Below are 17,632 nucleotides of genomic sequence, written 5' to 3'. Positions count from 1 at the left end.
CGCGCTCGAAGCCTTTGCACCGAGCCAGCAGGAACGCTATTTGCCGCGCATGCACCCAGGGGGTTTTTTTCTGATGCCCGTTTCCGCGACTCCATGCGCTGATGGCCTCCCCTCCAAGTGGGCGCTGACCAGCAAGAACCAAGAGCCTTTATGAAATCACTGAAAACCAGGGACATTATCGCCCTCGGCTTCATGACCTTTGCCCTGTTCCTGGGGGCCGGAAACATCATTTTCCCGCCGCTGGTCGGCCTGTCTGCAGGAGAGAACCTGCTGGGCGCGACAACCGGCTTCCTGCTGACGGGCGTGGGCCTGCCGCTGCTGGGTGTGGTTGCACTGGCCCGCGTGGGCGGTGGCCTGGACCAGCTGACCCACCCGATTGGCCGCATCGCCGGCCTGGTGCTGGCCACGACGATCTATTTGACGATCGGCCCCTTCTTTGCCACGCCGCGCACCGCCACCGTCTCGTTCGAGATGGGCATTGCGCCATTTGTCGGCAATACCTCGATTGCACTGCTGGTGTTCAGCATCGTCTATTTCTCGCTGGTGCTGCTGCTGTCGCTGTTCCCCGGCAAGCTGATGGACACCTTGGGCAAGCTCATCACCCCGCTGCTGATTGCTGCGCTGCTGGCGCTGGGCGGCATGGCGGTGCTCGCACCCGTAGGTGGCTACAGCACGGCCAGCCCGGACTATGGCACGCAACTGGCTGCCTTTGCCCAGGGCTTTGTGCAGGGTTACCAGACCATGGACGCCCTTGCCTCGCTGGTGTTCGGCATCGTCATCGTCAACGCGATCAAGGACGCGGGCGTGACCGATACACGCCTGCACACCCGCTACGCCGTCTATGCCGGGCTGATTGCCGCGGTGTGCCTGAGCCTGGTCTACATCTCGCTGTGCTACCTGGGCGCCACCAGTGGCGAGCTGGCGCAGAACACCGTCACCGGCGTGCAGATCCTCACCGCCTTTGTGCAGCACCGCTTCGGCAGCGCCGGCATCTGGCTGATTGCCGCAGTGATCCTGCTGGCCTGCCTGACCACCGGCGTGGGCCTGGTCAGCGCCTGCAGCAGCTTTTTCAGCCAGCTCACCGGGTTCTCCTACCGCAGTGTGGCGCTGTCCTTGTGCATCTTCAGCGCCGCCGTGGCCAACCAGGGCCTGGCGCAGCTGATCGAGATCGCCGGCCCGGTGCTGGTCGCCCTCTACCCCCCTGCGATTGCGCTGGTGTCGCTCAGCCTGCTGCAGCGCTGGCAGCAACCCACACGGGTCTATATCCCGGTGATGCTGGTGGCGCTGGTATTTGGCCTGGTCGATGGCGCCAAGGCGCTGCAATGGACCAGCGCCCTGCCCGCCTGGCTGGACCACCTGCCCGGCGCCGCGCTGGGCCTGGGCTGGGTCACCCCGGTGGCGGCCACCATGGTCTGCGCTGGCCTGGCCGACTGGTTTTTGGCACGCCGCCAAATACCGGTGCGCCCGTGATCGCGTATGAACCACTTTCTGCCCAATGGATATTCAGTACCACCGTTAATATCGGCACTGGATATTCATTGGCAGCCTTATCTAGAACCGCCTAAGCCAAGCAGCTCAATACCGTCAGAACAGGCACCCAAGAATCGGAGAGACATTGAGCCTGCTTAAACCATGGTTATTCATGGTCCTTAATGACAATACTGTCAAAATCCAAAAATTTGTGGAGTTTCAGCAATGACGAATCCAACAGAAAATCCCCAAGCGGCCTCCGCTGCCAAAGCGCCCAAGAAGGGCTTCACCCGCCGCAAGTTCGTCGCCTCGGCGGCGGCCGTTGGTGCTGGCGTCGTGGGCTACCAGTATTTCTTCGGTAGCCAGTACCGTGCAGAAAAAGCAGACCGCCAAGTCGATGTACTGCTGATTGGCGGCGGCATCATGAGTGCCACCTTGGGCGTTTATCTGCAGGAGCTGGAACCCGGCTGGACCTATGAATTGTTCGAGCGCCTCGACCAGGTCGCCGAAGAAAGTTCGAACGGCTGGAATAATGCCGGCACCGGCCACTCGGCGCTGTGCGAGCTCAATTACACACCGATGGATAAAAATGGCAATGTGCAGATTTCCTCTGCCATTAACATTAATGAAAACTTCCAGGTGTCGCGCCAATTCTGGTCGCACCAGGTGCGTACCGGCGTATTGGGCAATCCCCGCGAGTTCATCAACTCCACGCCCCACATGAACCTGGTGTTCGGCGAAGAAAACCGCGCCTTCATCCAAAAGCGCCTCAAGGCCCTGGAAGCCTCGCCGCTGTTCACCGGCATGGAGTCGTCCACCGATCCGGAAAAGATCAAGGAATGGATTCCGCTGATGATGGAAGGCCGTGACCCGGCCGAAGTGGTGACGGCCACGCGCTCGCCGCTGGGCACCGACGTGAACCTGGGCGAGATCACGCGCCAGTTCTACAAGAACCTGTCGTCCAAGCCCAATTTCAAGCTCCACACGGGCCAGGAAGTGCGCTCCATCACGCGCAACAGCGATGGCTCCTGGCGCGTGTCGGCCTTCGACATGAAGGATGGCAGCAAGATCCAGACCGTGGATGCACGCTTCATCTTCATCGGCGCCGGTGGCGCGGCGCTGCCGCTGCTGCAGCTGTCGGGCATCCCCGAGTCCAAGGTCTACGGCGGTTTCCCGGTGGGCGGCGAGTTCCTGGTCACCGAGAACCCGGCGATCACCGAACGCCATCTGGCCAAGGTCTATGGCCTGGCCGACACCGGCTCGCCTCCGATGTCCGTGCCCCACCTGGACACCCGTGTGCTGGACGGCAAGCGCGTGCTGCTGTTCGGGCCATTCGCGACCTGGTCGAGCAAGTTCCTGAAGAACGGCTCCTACTTCGACCTGGCCAAGGCCACGACCTTTGCCAATGTGATCCCGCAGCTGCAAGTGGGCGTCAACGAGTTTGCGCTGGTCAAGTACCTGGCCCAGCAGCTGAGCCTGAACAAGGAGCAGAAGATGGATGCGCTGCGCCATTACATGCCCGAGGCCAAGGATGCCGACTGGCGCCTGTGGGAAGCCGGCCAGCGGGTGCAGATCATCAAGAATGACCCGGAAAAGGGCGGCATCCTCAAGCTCGGCACCGAAGTGGTGGTCGCCCAGGACCGTTCGCTGACCGCGCTGCTGGGTGCTTCGCCAGGCGGCTCGACCTCGCCAGCGATCATGCTGACCCTGCTGGAAAAGGCTTTCCCCGAGAAGGTCAAGAGCGCCGAATGGCAAGAGAAGATCCGCAAGATCGTGCCAAGCTACGGCGTCAAGCTCAACGAGAACCCTGCGCTGCTGCAGCAGGAATGGCAGGCCACCGAGCAGGCGCTGAACCTGGCGATTGCCTCGCCCAGCCTGCAAGGCGTCGAAGCCGGTGTGCAGCCCAATGAAAACATGAAGGACCTGAAGAAGGTGCCGGACATGGCACTGTAAGCCACAGCCGCAGCCGTCCACTGCGGCGGCCGCCCAGCAAAAAAGGTGTTCACCGCGATGGTGAACACCTTTTTTTATGGCCGCGCGGTGGGTCACCGCTCTTGAAGCACCGCTTACTGGCGAATCACTTCCGCACCAGAAGGAATCGCAAACTCGAACGTCGCGCCGGGCAGCGAAGGCAAGGCCTTGAAGCCGACAAAGCGCAGCACCGAGCGCTGGCCAAAGCCGTCCTCGATCTCCAGGGTCTGCAGCTCATCGCCCTTGAAGCCGACCTTGACCTGCTTGATCTGGCCGTCCTTGTTCTTGGGGATGGCCTGGGCCCATTGCTGGCCATCGGCCTCGGGCAGGCTGCTGACATCGAACTCGGCCTTGAGCGCCTGCAGGCTCGAAGCCGACGCCAGCAGCGCGGCAGGCGTCTGGCCCAGGGCCTTGCTCTGCTGGCGCTGGGTGACCTGGTTCAGGTCCGCGTCGTAGACGGTGAGCACCGAGCCATCGGCAACGATGGTCTGGTCAAACGGCTTTTGGTAGATGAATTTGAACTTGCCCGGCCGCTGGAATGCAAAGCTGCCGCTGGAGGTCTTGACGCGCCCTGCCTGGCCCTGCTTGGCAGGCGATGTCACCGTCTGCGTGAACTGGGCTTCGCCCGCCTGCGAGCTGGTCATGAACTTTTCCAGGCTTTGCAGGCCATCCGCCTGGGCCCAACCGGCCAGGCTGACCAGGGCTGCTGCTGCGATCCATTGTTTCATCGTGAATCCTTTCGGGCTTTGCGAACAAAGCCAATGCATGGGCCTTTTCAGGCCAACAAGGGGTTTGGAGTGCCGCAGCGGGCTACAAGTGCCCGCCGTTGGCCGCAAAGGCGCTGGCTTTGCGAATGTTTACCGGCGATGGCGCTATTCTTCACCGCCAGGGCGGTGGGCGACCAGCACTTCGCGCTGGCCGCTGCCGGTCAAGGCGCTCACCAGGCCGGCGCGCTCCATCTCTTCGAGCAGGTTGGCCGAGCGGTTGTAGCCGATGCGCAGCTTGCGCTGCACGTAGGAGATGCTGGCCTTGCGGTCCTTGAGCACGATCTCGACCGCCTGGTCGTACATCGGGTCCTTCTCGCCACTGCCGCCGCCTTCCTCATCGCCAAAGCCGGAGTCGCCCTCGCCGGTGCCGCCTTCGAGCACACCGTCGATATAGTCGGGCTCGCCCTGCTCCTTGAGGTAGCTGACCACGCGGTGCACTTCCTCGTCGGACACAAAGGCGCCGTGCACCCGTACCGGGAAACCCGTGCCGCTGGCCATGTAGAGCATGTCGCCCATGCCCAGCAGCGCCTCGGCGCCCATCTGGTCCAAAATGGTGCGGCTGTCGATCTTGGAGCCCACCGAGAACGCGATCCGCGACGGGATATTGGCCTTGATCAGGCCGGTGATCACATCGACGCTGGGGCGCTGGGTGGCCAGGATCAGGTGAATACCGGCAGCACGCGCCTTTTGCGCCAGGCGCGCAATCAGCTCTTCGATCTTCTTGCCGACGACCATCATCAGGTCGGCCAGCTCGTCGATCACCACGACGATGTGCGGCAGGCGCTGCAAGGGTTCGGGCGATTCGGGCGTCAGGCTGAACGGGTTGGGGATGCTTTCCTCGCGGGCCTTGGCCTCGTCGATCTTGGTGTTGTAGCCCGCCAGGTTGCGCACGCCCAGCTTGCTCATCAGCTTGTAGCGGCGCTCCATCTCGGCCACGCACCAGTTCAGGCCATTGGCGGCCTGCTTCATGTCGGTCACCACCGGGCACAGCAGATGCGGAATGCCTTCGTAGACCGACATTTCCAGCATCTTGGGGTCGATCATCATCAGCCGCACATCCTTGGCCTCGGCCTTGTAGAGCAGCGACAGGATCATGGCATTGATACCCACCGACTTGCCCGAACCGGTGGTACCGGCAACCAGCACATGCGGCATCTTGGCCAGGTCGGCCACCACCGGCTTGCCGATGATGTCCTTGCCCAGGCCCATGGTCAGAAGGCTCTTGGCATCGTGGTACTCGTGCGAGCCCAGGATTTCGGTCAGGCGGATGGTCTGGCGCTTGGCATTGGGCAGCTCCAGCGCCATATAGGTCTTGCCGGGGATGGTCTCGACCACGCGGATCGACACCAGGGACAGCGAACGCGCCAGGTCCTTGGCCAGGTTGACGATCTGCGAGCCCTTGACGCCGGTGGCCGGCTCGATCTCGTAGCGGGTGATCACCGGGCCGGGCGCGGCCTCGACCACGCGCACCTCGACGCCAAAGTCCTTGAGCTTTTTCTCGATCAGGCGGCTGGTCATCTCCAGGGTTTCGTAGGAGACGCTCTCCTGCGTCTTCGGCGCAGCATCGAGCAGGTCCACCTGCGGCAGACGGGTGTCGCGCAGCTCGTTGAACAGCGGTTTCTGCCGCTCCTTGACCACACGGGCGCTGGGCTGCGCCTGGGGCTTGAGCGGCTGGGCGATGTGCAGGCCCGCATCGGCGGCCGCGCTGCGCGGCGCTGCGGGCAGCATGCTGTCCAGGCCATCACCGGTCGGATCCATGCGCGAGGCCATCGGCGCGGGGGCTGCGCTGCTGACCTCGGCCTCACGCGCCTGCGCTGCCTTCTTGCCGACAGCCTTGTCGGCAGCGGCTTCACGCCGCAGCATCAGCTTTTGTAACGTGCGCTCGATCCCGGCGCCCACCTTCTCGGCAATCTGGCCCCAGGAGAAGCCCAGAATCCAGGACAGGCCCAGCAGCAGCAGCATGACGCCGACAATGCCCGAGCCGGTAAAACCCATCCAGCGCTCGGCCAGCGGGCCCAGCAAAAAGCCCAGCACGCCGCCGGCAGCGCCGGGCAGGATGGGCTCAAAACGGTAGAGACGCGACCACTCCAGCGCCGCGCTGGCCAGCAGCAGCACCACCAGGCCACCCCAGAACACAATGCGGCGCAGCCACAGCGGGCGCGGGTCGTTGGGGGGAGCCTCGCCAGCGCGCAGCCAGCGCGCCAGCGAAGAGAACCAGGCGAGCACGGCGGCGACCACCAGCCACCAGACCGAAAAGCCGACCATGAAATAGCCGCCGTCAGACACCATCGCACCCAGGCGCCCCATCCAGTTGCTGACGTCACCTGCGACCTGGGTGCCCGAGGTGGACCAGGCCGGATCCTTGGGTGAGTAGCTGACCATCGCCGCGACGCAAAATGCCATCAGCAGAAAACTGATGATGAGCACCAGCTCATGCCCAAAACGGCGAACCCCCATCACCAGCGAGTGGCCAGCATGGGGTGGTGTCTTTGATTTCTTTGAAGAGTAAGCCATAACCTAGGAGCCAGAGCTTACCCTAAGCGGATTGCAAATTCGATAGCAGACCAGGTGCCTGGAGCCGGGTGATGCCCTGCTGCGACGCGGTGGTTCAGGCAAAGGCGGGGCAGCTTGCAGCAGCCCCCCGCCCGCCAGCGCCATTGCAGCGCCTGGTGATTGGCAAAAATACACAATAAAAACATCGATCTCATGCGCCTGAAGCATGGGCTTGTGCGGCCCTCGCACCCCTGCCATCCGGCAATACGCAACATTTTGTAATCTACCTATCTTCCTACAATCCCACCCCTTGCGCCAGCGCGCCGCAACGATTGTTGTCATTGAGGCGGGGCGGTGGTGCCAGCCGGCGGCCGGCCCGGCGATGACTTGCAACAATCAAGGACATTGACACAAGCCATCCCCAAGCGGGCCGCAGTGTTTGATACTCTTTCATGTTTTGCTGCGCACACGCCAGCCCTTGATTGATTCGCAGATGCCCTGCATCTGCCCCCATGAATGCGATAGGAGTTCTATGTCTGCCGTCCAACAACATGCCAAAGTACTGATTCTGGGCTCGGGCCCTGCGGGCTATACGGCCGCCATCTATGCGGCACGCGCCAACCTCGACCCCGTCCTGATCACCGGCATGGCCCAGGGCGGCCAGTTGACGACCACGACCGAAGTGGACAACTGGCCTGCCGACGTGATGGGCGTGCAGGGCCCCGCGTTGATGCAGCGCTTCCTGGAGCACGCAGAGCGCTTCAAGACCCAGATCATCTTCGACCACATCGACAAGGTGGATTTCAGCAAGCGCCCCTTCACACTGACCGGCGGCAGCGGCACCTACACCTGCGACAGCCTGATCATCGCCACCGGCGCATCGGCCAAGTACCTGGGTCTGCCCACCGAAGAGGCCTTCATGGGCCGTGGCGTGTCGGCCTGCGCCACCTGTGACGGCTTCTTCTACCGCGAGCAGCCGGTGTGCGTTATCGGCGGTGGCAACACGGCCGTGGAAGAGGCGCTGTACCTGTCCAACATCGCCAGCAAGGTCACCCTGGTGCACCGCCGCGACAAGTTCAAGGCCGAGCCCATCCTGGTCGACAAGCTGATGGAGAAGGTCCAGGAAGGCAAGATCGAGCTCAAGACCCACTTCACCCTCGATGAAGTGCTGGGCGACCAGTCGGGCGTCAACGGCATCCGCATCAAGAGCACGCAAGACGGCCACACCGAAGACATCGCGCTGCAAGGCTGCTTCATCGCCATTGGCCACCACCCCAATACCGATATCTTCCAAGGCCAGCTGGAGATGGAAAACGGGTACCTGGTGACCCAGATGGGCCGTGGCGGCTTCGCCACACAAACCAGCGTGCCCGGCATCTTTGCTGCCGGCGACGTGCAAGACCATGTCTACCGCCAAGCCATTACCAGCGCGGGTACCGGCTGCATGGCCGCGCTCGATGCCCAGCGCTTCCTGGAACAGGAATAAGCCGACCAGCGATGGGGATAGCCCCATTTTTGCTTTCGGGCTATAATCCTTGGCTTTGCTGCTTGCCGCCTTTTGCTATTTCGCAATCCCCGGCGCGTGAACAGGAAACTACGGCAGGTTGACCCACGGTCTTGCACCACGGACAGACCTGCTGTGAACATGGGCTACCGCCACCCTTTGACTGGCGAGGTGAGGCTGCAAGCCGCGCTGCCTTTTACGAGGCAGACAGGGCAAGCAGCTGTTAAAACTTTCGGAGTGTCCTGATGGCACGCGTTTGCGAAGTAACGGGCAAGAAGCCCATGGTGGGAAACAACGTTTCCCACGCCAACAACAAAACCAAGCGCCGGTTCCTGCCGAACCTGCAATATCGCCGTTTCTGGGTGGAAACTGAAAACCGCTGGGTTCGCCTGCGTGTTTCCAGCGCCGCTCTGCGTCTGATCGACAAGAACGGTATTGATTCTGTGCTCGCAGACCTGCGCGCACGTGGCCAAGCTTAAGGAGTATCACCATGGCATCCAAAGGCGGACGCGAAAAAATCAAGCTGGAATCGACTGCCGGCACCGGTCACTTCTACACGACCACCAAGAACAAGAAGACAATGCCTGAAAAGATGTTGATCACGAAGTTCGATCCCAAGGCTCGCAAGCATGTGGATTACAAGGAAGTGAAGCTGAAGTAATCAGCCTGTACGCCGCCATTCATAGGGCGGCATGCAAACACCACAAAGGACACCTCGGTGTCCTTTGTGTTTTTCTGCGTCCCGCATCAGGCCCGGGGCGGCAGGCCCAGCTGCGCATGCATCATACGCCCCAGGCTGCGGTAGGCCTCGTCCACCACCTCGGTAAACGGCATGCCGCAGCTCAGGCGCAGAAAGTGGTCATAGTGACCGGTATTGCTGAACATGTCGCCAGGCGCCACGCGGATGCCGATGGCCAGCGCCTCGTCATAGAGGCGGCTGGACGAGATTTGCTCAGGCAGCTCCAGCCAGATGCTCAGGCCGCCGGCCGGCAGGCTCAGGCGCGTGCCAATCGGGAAATAGCGCGCAACCGCCTGCGCAGCGGCCTGGCGCTGCACGCGCAGCTGCTGGCGCAGGCGCACCAGGTGCCGCATGTACGACGGCGAGCCCACGGTGCGCGCACCCAGCAGCTGGGGCCAGACCGGCAGGTTGCGTGAGCGCGCGAACTTGATCATCTGCACGCGCTCCTGCCAGCGCCCGGCATTCATCCAGCCCAGGCGCAGGCCCGGCGCATAGCTTTTGGACAGCGAGGAGCAATAGATCACCGAGCCGTCGGTGTCCCAGGCCTTGCAGGGCTTGAGCACCTCGTCGGATTCGACAAATTCGCGGTAGATATCGTCCTCGATCAGGGCCACCCGGTACTCGCGGCACAAGGCCACCAGGCGTTTTTTGTGGCTGTCGGGCATCGTCGCGCCCTGGGGCATCTGCAAGTGGGGCACCACCACGACAGCCTTGAGGTTGGGATGGGTGCGCAGCGCCAGCTCCAGCGCCTCGATCGACATGCCGGTATGCGGGCTCGACGGGATCTCCAGCGCCTGCAGCTTCTTGGCTTCGATCGCCTGCAGGATGCCGTAGAAGGTGGGCGATTCAATCGCCACCATGTCGCCCGGCTGGGTCAGCGCATCCAGCGCCAGGTTCACCGCCTCGGAATTGCCAAAGGTGGCGGCAATGTCCATCGGCGCCAGGCGCACGCCAAAACCCAGCGCATAGCGCGCCATCGAGGCCTGAAAATCCGGATGGGTGAACGGCGCGGAAGGCCCGTGCACGAGGATCTGGGGCTGCTCGCGCAGCAAGGCCACGGCCAGCTGGTTGAGCAGCTTGGCATCAAACAGCTCGGGCGCCGGCATCGCGCTGCCCAGGTCCACCTTCAGCGGCCCCTTGAGGCGCGCCTTGTTCAGGTACTCGGCCGCGCGCTCGCCGATGCCTTCAAAACGGTGGTCCTGCATCGGGAAGGGGCCCAGCTGCTGGGGCTCGCGCGCGGCCGGCATCTGCAAGGCCGTATCGCTGACGAAATAGCCCACGCGGGGCCGCGCCTCGATCAGCCCGCGCGACTCGAGCACGCGCAGCACCTGCAGCGCGGTGCTGTGGCTTACGTGGTGCTGGCGCCGGATATCGCGCACCGAGGGCATGCGCGCGCCTACGCCCAAGGTCTGCTGGGCAATGGCCTGCTCAAAATGCGCTGCGATGCGCTCGTACAGAAACGCATCGTCGGCGGGCGGGTGGCCGGCCGCATCCGCAGCATGGCTTTCGGGGATCTCACACAGACTTTCTTCTAACAGCGGCACAGCAGGACTCCTGGTTCCGGGAACCTGTCCATCGCCTTGTGCGCCACCGCAGTGGCAGGACCCGATTCCCCTACGCAGCGCTATGGTCTCAGGTTCAACCCTGACAGAACAGATACAGAAACTGCGATTTTGAACCAGAACAGCCGCTTTGTGCCTGCGCTGTTCTGCCCGACCCTTGCCGCGACTGTGTCTGTTGCGTTAGGCGGCGTTTTTTTACGCTAGAGCCCTGTTCTGAAACGCCCAGGAAAGCGCAACAATGACCACCAGCACCACCGCCCGCCTCGCCACGGCCCTGCCTGGCACCGCCACCACCCCGGCCCAGACCAGCGTACCGGCACAGCCCTGCACGCACAGCAGCAGCCTCGCCTTGCGGGCAGGCCAGGGCCAATGGCTGTATCTGGAGGCCGGCAGCAGCCTGTACTGCCGCGCCGGGCAGCTGCAGATCAGCTCGCCCTGGCACAGCGCACTGCGCTTGCAGGCGGAAGACGCCCCGCACTGCAATGGCGCGCATGCGGGCTGGTACTGGCTGCAAGCAGAAGGCCTGCAGCCCGCCCAATTGCTGGTGCAGGTGCAGGCCTATGCGGGCTGGCGTGCCGGTTGGCGCAGTGTGGCCGACTGGCTGGGCTGGAAGGACTGACTTAGAGCCGCTAACACGGCCCAGCAAACCGCAGGTTTGCGGTTGAGACGAGACGCCAAGCCGCAGACAGTACGGTAGTACGGCAAGACTTGGCAACGATGTATCAAGGGTTGTGTTAGTGGCTCTTACTTGCGTTGCCAGACGGCGGCAAAGAAGCCGTCTGTCTGGTGCAGATGGGGCCACAGGCGCAGGTACAGGCTGCCGCTGTCGCCGCCGCTGCACAGGCTGGCGGCTTGCTCGACCTTCAGGCCTGCCAGCAGCTCGCCAGCATCGAGCGGCACAAAGTCCGGGTGGGCGGCAGCAAAGGCCTCGGCGATCGCCTCGTTCTCAGCGGGCAGGATGCTGCAGGTGGCATAGACCAGGCGGCCGCCGGATTTCACCATGCGGGCGCTGCTGGCCAGAATGGCGGTCTGCTTGGCCGTCAGCTCCTCGATCGCCTTGGGGCTCTGGCGCCATTTCAGATCGGGATTGCGGCGCAGGGTGCCCAGACCCGAGCAGGGGGCATCGACCAGCACGCGGTCCATCTTGCCGGCCAGGCGCTTGACCCGCTCATCGCGCTCATGCGCAATCGCAGCCGGATGCACGTTGGACAGGCCCGAGCGGGCCAGGCGCGGTTTGAGCGCCTCCAGGCGGTGGGCCGACACATCAAAGGCATAGAGACGCCCGGTGCTGCGCATCATGGCGCCAATGGCCAGGGTCTTGCCGCCAGCGCCGGCGCAGAAGTCGGTCACCATCTCGCCGCGCTTGGCATCCAGCAACAAGGCCAGCAGCTGCGAGCCCTCGTCCTGCACTTCAACACGGCCTTTGACAAAGGCGTCCAGGCGCGACAGCGCAGGCTTGTCCGCCACGCGCAGGCCCCAGGGCGAGTACGGGGTGGGCTCGGCCTGGATGCCCGCCTGCTTGAGTTCTTTTTGCAGCTCGCTGCGCTTGGTCAGCAAGGCATTGGCGCGCAGGTCCAGCGGTGCCATCTCCAGCATGCTGGCGGCCAGCTGCTCGAACTGCTCACCCACCTGGGCCTGCAAAGGCTCCACCAGCCACTCGGGCAGGTTGTGGCGGTGCTGGGGCATGAGGCTGTCGGGCGCAATCGCGTCGCAGTCATCCAGCCATTGCACTTCCTGGTCGCTGAGCGCGCTTTTGACAAAGCTGCGCGGGCCGGCAAAGCCCAGAATGGCCAGGCGGCGCTCGCGCGCGCCGCTGCCCGAGCGTGCCAACGATTCAAACAGCGTTTTCTTGCGCAGCACGGTGTACACCGTTTCTGCCAGGGTGCCACGCTCGCGCGGCCCCAGGCTGCGGTGTTCACGGAAATAACGCGACACCACGGCGTCGGCCGGGTGTTCAAAAGTAAGGGCCTGCGCAACCAGCTCGGCGCAGGCATCTAAAAGGGCTTTGGGATGCATAGCCGCTATTGTCCCATTGCGCCAGTATCCGGGCACCAGGCCCGGCTTAGAAGCTGTTCTAGGTGCCGATGGGGGCAGCACCGCTGCGCGCGCCAGCGGGCTGCTCCGCGCGGTCATGGACCAGGCCCCAGGGCATGGCCGCCAGCTGCCGCAGGCCTGTAGGACCCAGCGCATCGACATGGGTGATCCACAGCGGCATCAGCTTGCACAGCAGCAGCTCGCGCTCCAGGTAGCCGCGCCACTGCAGCTCCAGGCGCTTGTTGTCTTGGTAGTGCACGCCGGGCCGGTCGAGTACCAGCACCAGCGCATAGGCGCCTGCCAGGCTGCGCAGCGGCCGTGCCAGCAGCCAGGCGCGGCGCAAGCGCGGGCAGTGGTGCAGGTGGATTTGCAGCGCAGCCAGCTCGCTGGCCCACAGCGGATGCGGCAGCGCGGTGCAGGCGCGCGCGCCCAGCAGGCTGCCGTGTGCCAGCCGCTCATCGCGCAAGGCCTGTAGCTGCGTGCGGGCGAGCACCTCGCGCTCGCGCCAGTCGCTGCGCAGCTGGCGCACCGAGGCCTCGTCAAAATCCTCGTCTTCGAGCACATCGAGCACGCCCATGGCCAGCCGGCACCAGGCCGCGCCCATGGCCGGCAGCTGTGCAAAGGCCTGTGCCAGGTACTGCAGTTGTGCCTCCCAGTCCATGCCCATGTGCAGGCTGGCGCAGGCGGCCAGCGCGCGGGCATTTGCAGGCTCCAGCTCCAGCGCGCGCTGGTAGATGGGCAAGGGGGCATCGTGGTGCTGCAAGGCCGTGCTCTGCAGTTGCCAGCCCAGCTCCACCAGCTGGTCGGCATCGAGGTAGGGCTCGCGCGGCATCAGCGCAGCCACGCGTGCGGCCGAGGCGCTCAGGATCTTGCGGTAGGCCAGCCAGTCATGGCCATGGCGTACACACCAGCGCTGGTCGAGCAGCTCGATCCAGCGCTCCGAGCGCTTGCCCAGCCAGGCCAGGCAGTTGCTGCTGGACATCGGCGTGAGGCCGGGAGGCACATCGAGGCCCCGCAGCCGCTCGCGCAGGCTGGGGGGCGTGCCCTGGTAGCCGGTGGGCGCATGGTATTCCTGTTTCCAGCCCTGGTAGACCCAGTTGACATCCATGCGGTGGTTCATCACGCCAGCCATCAGGCTGAACGGCCCCATCGGCGAGGCCAGTTCGCGGGCGCGCAGCCAGTGCATGGTCCAGAACTGCTCGCGGAACCAGCGCCCGCGCACCGCCACTTCGGACAGCGCCTCGCCCATCAGCGGTTTGCTGACCCAGCGGGCCGCCATGCGGTCGGCCACTGCCTCGTCCTGCCGCGCCACGACAAAGCTGGCCGCCCACCAACGCGGCAGATACCAGCGCATGAAGCGTTCATTGGCCCAGCCCAAGCGCGTCATCTGGCGCGCATCGGCCAGCCGGTCATGCAGGCCTTGCAGGCGGCGGCGGGCGCGGTAGACCGCCGCCTGCAGCCATCCCTGGCGGCGGCGCAGATGGCTGTATTCCTGCGCAATCATCGCCACCAGACGGGGCCGGTCAATCGCCATCGCCAGCGGCAGGCCCAGCAGCAGGTGGTAGCGTGCCGGCAGCAGACCGCCCAGCCGCATCTGCTGCGCTATGCGCAGGCCGTAGTCCTCGGTGATCACCAACTGGGAAATGTGCGGGCCGCGCACCTTCTGGCGGATGCGCTCCAGCGCCTCGAACAAGCGCGGGCATTCGGCAGCGGGCACGGCGATGCCCTCGGGGTCGACCCAGTCGGAACGGGTCAGGCGCAGCACACTGATCAGCAGCGCCACACCCGCGAAAAAACCAAAGATCTGCAGGCCGTAAAAGCCCTGGTAGACATAGGACAGTACTGACCAGGCCAGCAAGGCCAGGCCCAGCAGCAGACCGCCCCACACCCACAGTCCTGCCAGCAAGGCCATGCCCAGGACATGGCGGTCAAATCTGGCCGGGTCGTTCGCAGCGGCCTGCACATAGGCATCAACCCGCTGCACAAAATCGATCTGCTCCACCCCACCCTCCGAATAAGTTCTTGCCCAGCGATGCCATTCGGTCTGCTAGGCTTGTTTATTTTTCGGATTATGGAACAGCACCCTATGCCAGCACCAGCTATTTCGCCCGGGCTCTACCGCCACTACAAGGGCCGGCTCTACCAGGTCTGGCAACTGGCGCAGCACAGCGAGACACGCGAATGGCTGGTGGTCTACCAGGCCTTGTATGGCGATTACGGCTGGTGGGTGCGGCCGGCGGCCATGTTCAGCGAGGACGTGGAAGTCAACGGCCAGCGCCAGCCCCGGTTTGCAGCTTATACGCCACACACCGAAACGCCTGACCGGGTTTGACAAAGCGGGTTCGTGCTCAGCGCGCCTGCAGCAGCGCGCGCACGGCCTTGGGGTAGATCTGGTGCTCCTGCACCAGCACCCGCGCAGCCAGCAGCTCGGCCGTGTCACCCGGCAGCACGGGCACCAGGCCCTGCTCCAGGATGGGGCCGGCATCCAGATCGGCGGTGACCTGGTGCACCGAGCAACCGGCAAATTTGCAACCCGCATCAATCGCGCGCTGGTGGGTGTGCAGCCCGGCAAAGGCCGGCAGCAGCGAGGGGTGGATATTGATGAGCCGGCCGCTGTAGTGCGCGACAAAGCCAGGGGTCAGAATGCGCATGAACCCGGCCAGCACCACCAGCGAAGGCGCGTGGGCGTCGATGCACTGCACCAGTGCCGCGTCAAAGCTCTCGCGGCTGTCATAGGCCTGGTGGTCCACCACGGCGGTGGCAATGCCCTGCGCCTGGGCAAACTGCAGGCCGCCGGCCTGGGCCTTGTTGCTGATGACCGCCGCCACCCTCGCTCCCAAGGTCTCCTGCCAGCGCTCTTGCTGCGCGGTTCGCACGATGGCCGCCATATTGGAGCCGCTGCCGGAGATCAGGATGACGATGTTTTTCATGGAGGCGGCATTATCGCAGGGCGCAGAACGTCCCGAAACACGTTGCACCGTCAAATGGCGGATAATCAAAGGCTTTACTGAATTCACAGCCACGTTTACGGGCTCGCCCGCAGTTACTCCATGAGCGCAAAAGCACCTGTCGATCCGATTCGCAAATTCCTCGAAACCGCCCGCCACCAGATTTCCGTGGGCAATCTCACCGGTGCAGCCCAAACGCTCAACGATGCTCGGCATCGCGCCCCGCGTGATCCGCGCCTGTTCATGCTTGCAGGCCTGATGGCCGAGAAGTCGGGCAACCTCCCAGGCGCATTCGATGCGATGCGGCGCAGCGAGACGCTGGCTCCTGACTGGGCGCCCGGCATTCTGGAGCAGGCGCTGCTGTATGCCCGCCACAACCGCGAGCACGAGGCCATGGCCGCGGCAGAGCGGGTGATTGCGCTGGAGCCCAATAATGCCCGCGTGATTGCCGGCGTCATCGATATCGCCCACCGCGTGGGCAATACCGAGATGGCCATCCGCCACCTGCGCCGCGTGCTGGAACTGACCCCTGAGGACCGCATCCTGCGCCGCTATCTGGCCATCGATCTGGGGGCCGTGCGCCAGTACGACGAGGCATTGGCGGTGTTTGGTCCGCTGATCGATGAAAAGCCGGACGACCATCTGGCACGCATCGGCCGTGTGCAGATGCTGCAAGCGCGGGGCACCATGCAAGAGGCCTTGCCCGATACCGAAGCCTTGCTCGCCCTGCAGCCAGACGACAAGATCTACCAGTACTACCACCAGCTGGCCCAGGGCCAGGTGCCCGCACATGTGCCGGTCGAGCTGACCACCCACATGTTCGATGACATGGCTTCGGTCTATGACATGCACATGGTGCGCCACCTGGCCTACAGCCTGCCCAAGCAGGTGGCTGACCAGCTGCTGCAGATCTACCCGAACCGCCGCTTCAACCTGCTGGACCTGGGCTGCGGGACCGGCCTGCTGGGTGCGTCGCTGGGCGCCATTGACGGCTACATCATGGGCGTCGATATGTCGGGCAAGATGCTGGAGCAAGCGGCCAAGCACAAGGTCTACTACAAGTTCCACCAGGTCAACCTGCTCGAAGCGCTGGCCGCCACGCCGGCGAACACCTTCGAGGCCATCACCGCGCTGGACGTGCTGATCTATGTCGGCGACCTGCAGCAGACCCTGGCCGATGCCTACCGGGTGCTGACCCCTGGCGGCGTGCTGATCTTCTCCTGCGAGCACGGCGACGTCACCGGGCCCGATACCCAGCTGCAGCCGTTCGGCCGCTACACCCACACCCTGAGCAGCACCGTGCGCCTGGCCAAGGCGGCCGGCTTTGACCGTGTTGACACCCGCGACGTGGAACTGCGCATGGAAGCGGGCCAGGTCGTGGACGGCTTTGTGGTCACCGCCTACAAGCCCCAGGAAGCCTGATAGCCGCCTCCTGAAAGCTCGCCCAAAGAAAAAGGCCTTGTCGCACGACAAGGCCTTTTTACTGGGATGGCGAGAAGTGCCATCAAGCCGTCAACCTCGAACTCTTGGGCACATGGGCCATCAGAAACTCCATCTGGTCCGTCAGAATGCGCCGGTTGCGCAGGATGAAATCCTCCCAGAGGCTGGGCGTGTAAGGCGCATAGAGCAGCGGCATATGCGCCTGCTCGGGCGTGCGGCCAGCCTTGTGGTGGTTGCACGAGGCGCAGGCCGTCACCACATTCATCCAGGTATCGGGCCCCTTCTGGGACACCGGGATCACGTGCTCACGCGTCAGATGTTCTTCGTCGAAATGCTCGCCGCAGTAGGCGCAGATATGGCGGTCCCGGCCAAACAGCTTGCTGTTGGTGAGCGTCATGCGCATCGCAAAGGGGTCAATGCCGGGCTTGCCACGTGTGCCGATGATGCTGGCGACCTCGATGCGCGACTGCAGGCCGGTGATGGCGTTGTGGCCGCCACGGAAGCAGGCCACACTCGAGCCCGCCTCCCAGCGCACATCGCCTGCTGCGTAGTGCGTCACCGCCTCCTGCAGACTGATCCAGGATTGCGGAACGCCACTTGCCGATAACTTCAACACCTTCACAATGGGCCTCCTGCGCATTGGGAATTGAACCGAAATACCGTTGACCCGCGCGGCGCCTGGCCACGAAAAATGCCACTGCCCA

The 17,632-nt window shown here is 64.0% G+C and carries 15 protein-coding genes; 8 read left to right on the top strand and 7 right to left on the bottom strand.

Features of this window, described 5'->3' with window-relative positions; genetic code table 11:
• The first annotated feature begins 150 nt into the window (after nucleotides 1-150).
• Together brnQ and mqo are read left to right on the top strand one after the other, a co-directional pair.
• Nucleotides 151-1,470: a branched-chain amino acid transport system II carrier protein gene (gene brnQ, locus MJ205_RS01645; protein WP_239810899.1), complete on the top strand. Its 1,320-nt coding sequence runs from the start codon at nucleotides 151-153 to the stop codon at nucleotides 1,468-1,470.
• Nucleotides 1,471-1,695: 225 nt separating this feature from the next.
• The gene (mqo, locus tag MJ205_RS01640) at nucleotides 1,696-3,423 is read left to right on the top strand and encodes a malate dehydrogenase (quinone) (RefSeq protein ID WP_239810898.1); all 1,728 of its coding nucleotides are present in this window, start codon (nucleotides 1,696-1,698) and stop codon (nucleotides 3,421-3,423) included.
• Between the two features lie 113 nt (nucleotides 3,424-3,536).
• On the opposite strand, the gene lolA is transcribed toward mqo, so the two are convergent.
• Complete coding sequence (gene lolA, locus MJ205_RS01635) at nucleotides 3,537-4,169, bottom strand: outer membrane lipoprotein chaperone LolA (RefSeq protein WP_239810897.1); 633 nt, start codon at nucleotides 4,167-4,169, stop codon at nucleotides 3,537-3,539.
• A 144-nt stretch (nucleotides 4,170-4,313) separates the two neighbouring features.
• Complete coding sequence (locus MJ205_RS01630) at nucleotides 4,314-6,722, bottom strand: DNA translocase FtsK (RefSeq protein WP_446715048.1); 2,409 nt, start codon at nucleotides 6,720-6,722, stop codon at nucleotides 4,314-4,316.
• A gap of 511 nt (nucleotides 6,723-7,233) precedes the next feature.
• Here MJ205_RS01630 and trxB point away from each other — a divergent pair.
• From trxB to rpmG, 3 genes are all read left to right on the top strand, one after another.
• Complete coding sequence (trxB, locus tag MJ205_RS01625; RefSeq protein ID WP_239810895.1) at nucleotides 7,234-8,187, top strand: thioredoxin-disulfide reductase; 954 nt, start codon at nucleotides 7,234-7,236, stop codon at nucleotides 8,185-8,187.
• A 263-nt stretch (nucleotides 8,188-8,450) separates the two neighbouring features.
• A complete protein-coding gene (gene rpmB, locus MJ205_RS01620; RefSeq protein WP_021026859.1) occupies nucleotides 8,451-8,684 on the top strand; it encodes a 50S ribosomal protein L28 in 234 nt (77 codons plus the stop codon).
• 11 nt (nucleotides 8,685-8,695) lie between these two features.
• On the top strand, nucleotides 8,696-8,866 hold the full coding sequence (gene rpmG, locus MJ205_RS01615) for a 50S ribosomal protein L33 (protein WP_021026858.1): 171 nt from the start codon (nucleotides 8,696-8,698) through the stop codon (nucleotides 8,864-8,866).
• Between the two features lie 86 nt (nucleotides 8,867-8,952).
• Here rpmG and MJ205_RS01610 read toward each other — a convergent pair whose 3' ends face one another.
• Entirely contained in the window at nucleotides 8,953-10,488 is a 1,536-nt protein-coding gene (locus MJ205_RS01610; RefSeq protein WP_446715047.1) for an aminotransferase-like domain-containing protein, read from the bottom strand.
• A 256-nt stretch (nucleotides 10,489-10,744) separates the two neighbouring features.
• Between MJ205_RS01610 and MJ205_RS01605 the strand changes: the two genes are divergently transcribed.
• Nucleotides 10,745-11,125, top strand: a complete 381-nt coding sequence (locus MJ205_RS01605; protein ID WP_239810894.1) for a hypothetical protein — start codon at nucleotides 10,745-10,747, stop codon at nucleotides 11,123-11,125.
• Between the two features lie 125 nt (nucleotides 11,126-11,250).
• On the opposite strand, the gene MJ205_RS01600 is transcribed toward MJ205_RS01605, so the two are convergent.
• Nucleotides 11,251-12,522 (bottom strand): RsmB/NOP family class I SAM-dependent RNA methyltransferase, encoded by a 1,272-nt coding sequence (locus MJ205_RS01600; protein ID WP_239810893.1) that lies wholly within the window; start codon nucleotides 12,520-12,522, stop codon nucleotides 11,251-11,253.
• Nucleotides 12,523-12,580: 58 nt separating this feature from the next.
• Nucleotides 12,581-14,542 carry a M48 family metallopeptidase gene (locus MJ205_RS01595; RefSeq protein WP_239810892.1) on the bottom strand — a complete coding sequence of 654 codons (1,962 nt, stop codon included), beginning with the start codon at nucleotides 14,540-14,542 and terminating at the stop codon, nucleotides 12,581-12,583.
• A gap of 84 nt (nucleotides 14,543-14,626) precedes the next feature.
• On the opposite strand from MJ205_RS01595, the gene MJ205_RS01590 reads away from it, so the two are divergent.
• Complete coding sequence (locus MJ205_RS01590) at nucleotides 14,627-14,872, top strand: DUF1653 domain-containing protein (RefSeq protein ID WP_239810891.1); 246 nt, start codon at nucleotides 14,627-14,629, stop codon at nucleotides 14,870-14,872.
• A gap of 16 nt (nucleotides 14,873-14,888) precedes the next feature.
• Here the strand turns inward: MJ205_RS01590 and purN are convergent, their stop codons facing one another.
• Complete coding sequence (purN, locus tag MJ205_RS01585) at nucleotides 14,889-15,470, bottom strand: phosphoribosylglycinamide formyltransferase (RefSeq protein ID WP_239810890.1); 582 nt, start codon at nucleotides 15,468-15,470, stop codon at nucleotides 14,889-14,891.
• Nucleotides 15,471-15,590: 120 nt separating this feature from the next.
• Between purN and MJ205_RS01580 the strand changes: the two genes are divergently transcribed.
• On the top strand, nucleotides 15,591-16,910 hold the full coding sequence (locus MJ205_RS01580) for a methyltransferase domain-containing protein (protein ID WP_239810889.1): 1,320 nt from the start codon (nucleotides 15,591-15,593) through the stop codon (nucleotides 16,908-16,910).
• Nucleotides 16,911-16,992: 82 nt separating this feature from the next.
• Here the strand turns inward: MJ205_RS01580 and MJ205_RS01575 are convergent, their stop codons facing one another.
• On the bottom strand, nucleotides 16,993-17,550 hold the full coding sequence (locus MJ205_RS01575) for an HNH endonuclease (RefSeq protein ID WP_239810888.1): 558 nt from the start codon (nucleotides 17,548-17,550) through the stop codon (nucleotides 16,993-16,995).
• Nucleotides 17,551-17,632: the final 82 nt, after the last annotated feature.

Source organism: Comamonas sp. B21-038 (assembly GCF_022387135.1).
GTDB classification, from domain to species: domain Bacteria; phylum Pseudomonadota; class Gammaproteobacteria; order Burkholderiales; family Burkholderiaceae_C; genus Comamonas; species Comamonas sediminis.
The sequence above is the reverse complement of the archived record's forward strand: the minus strand, read 5'-3'. Positions and strand labels throughout refer to the sequence as shown.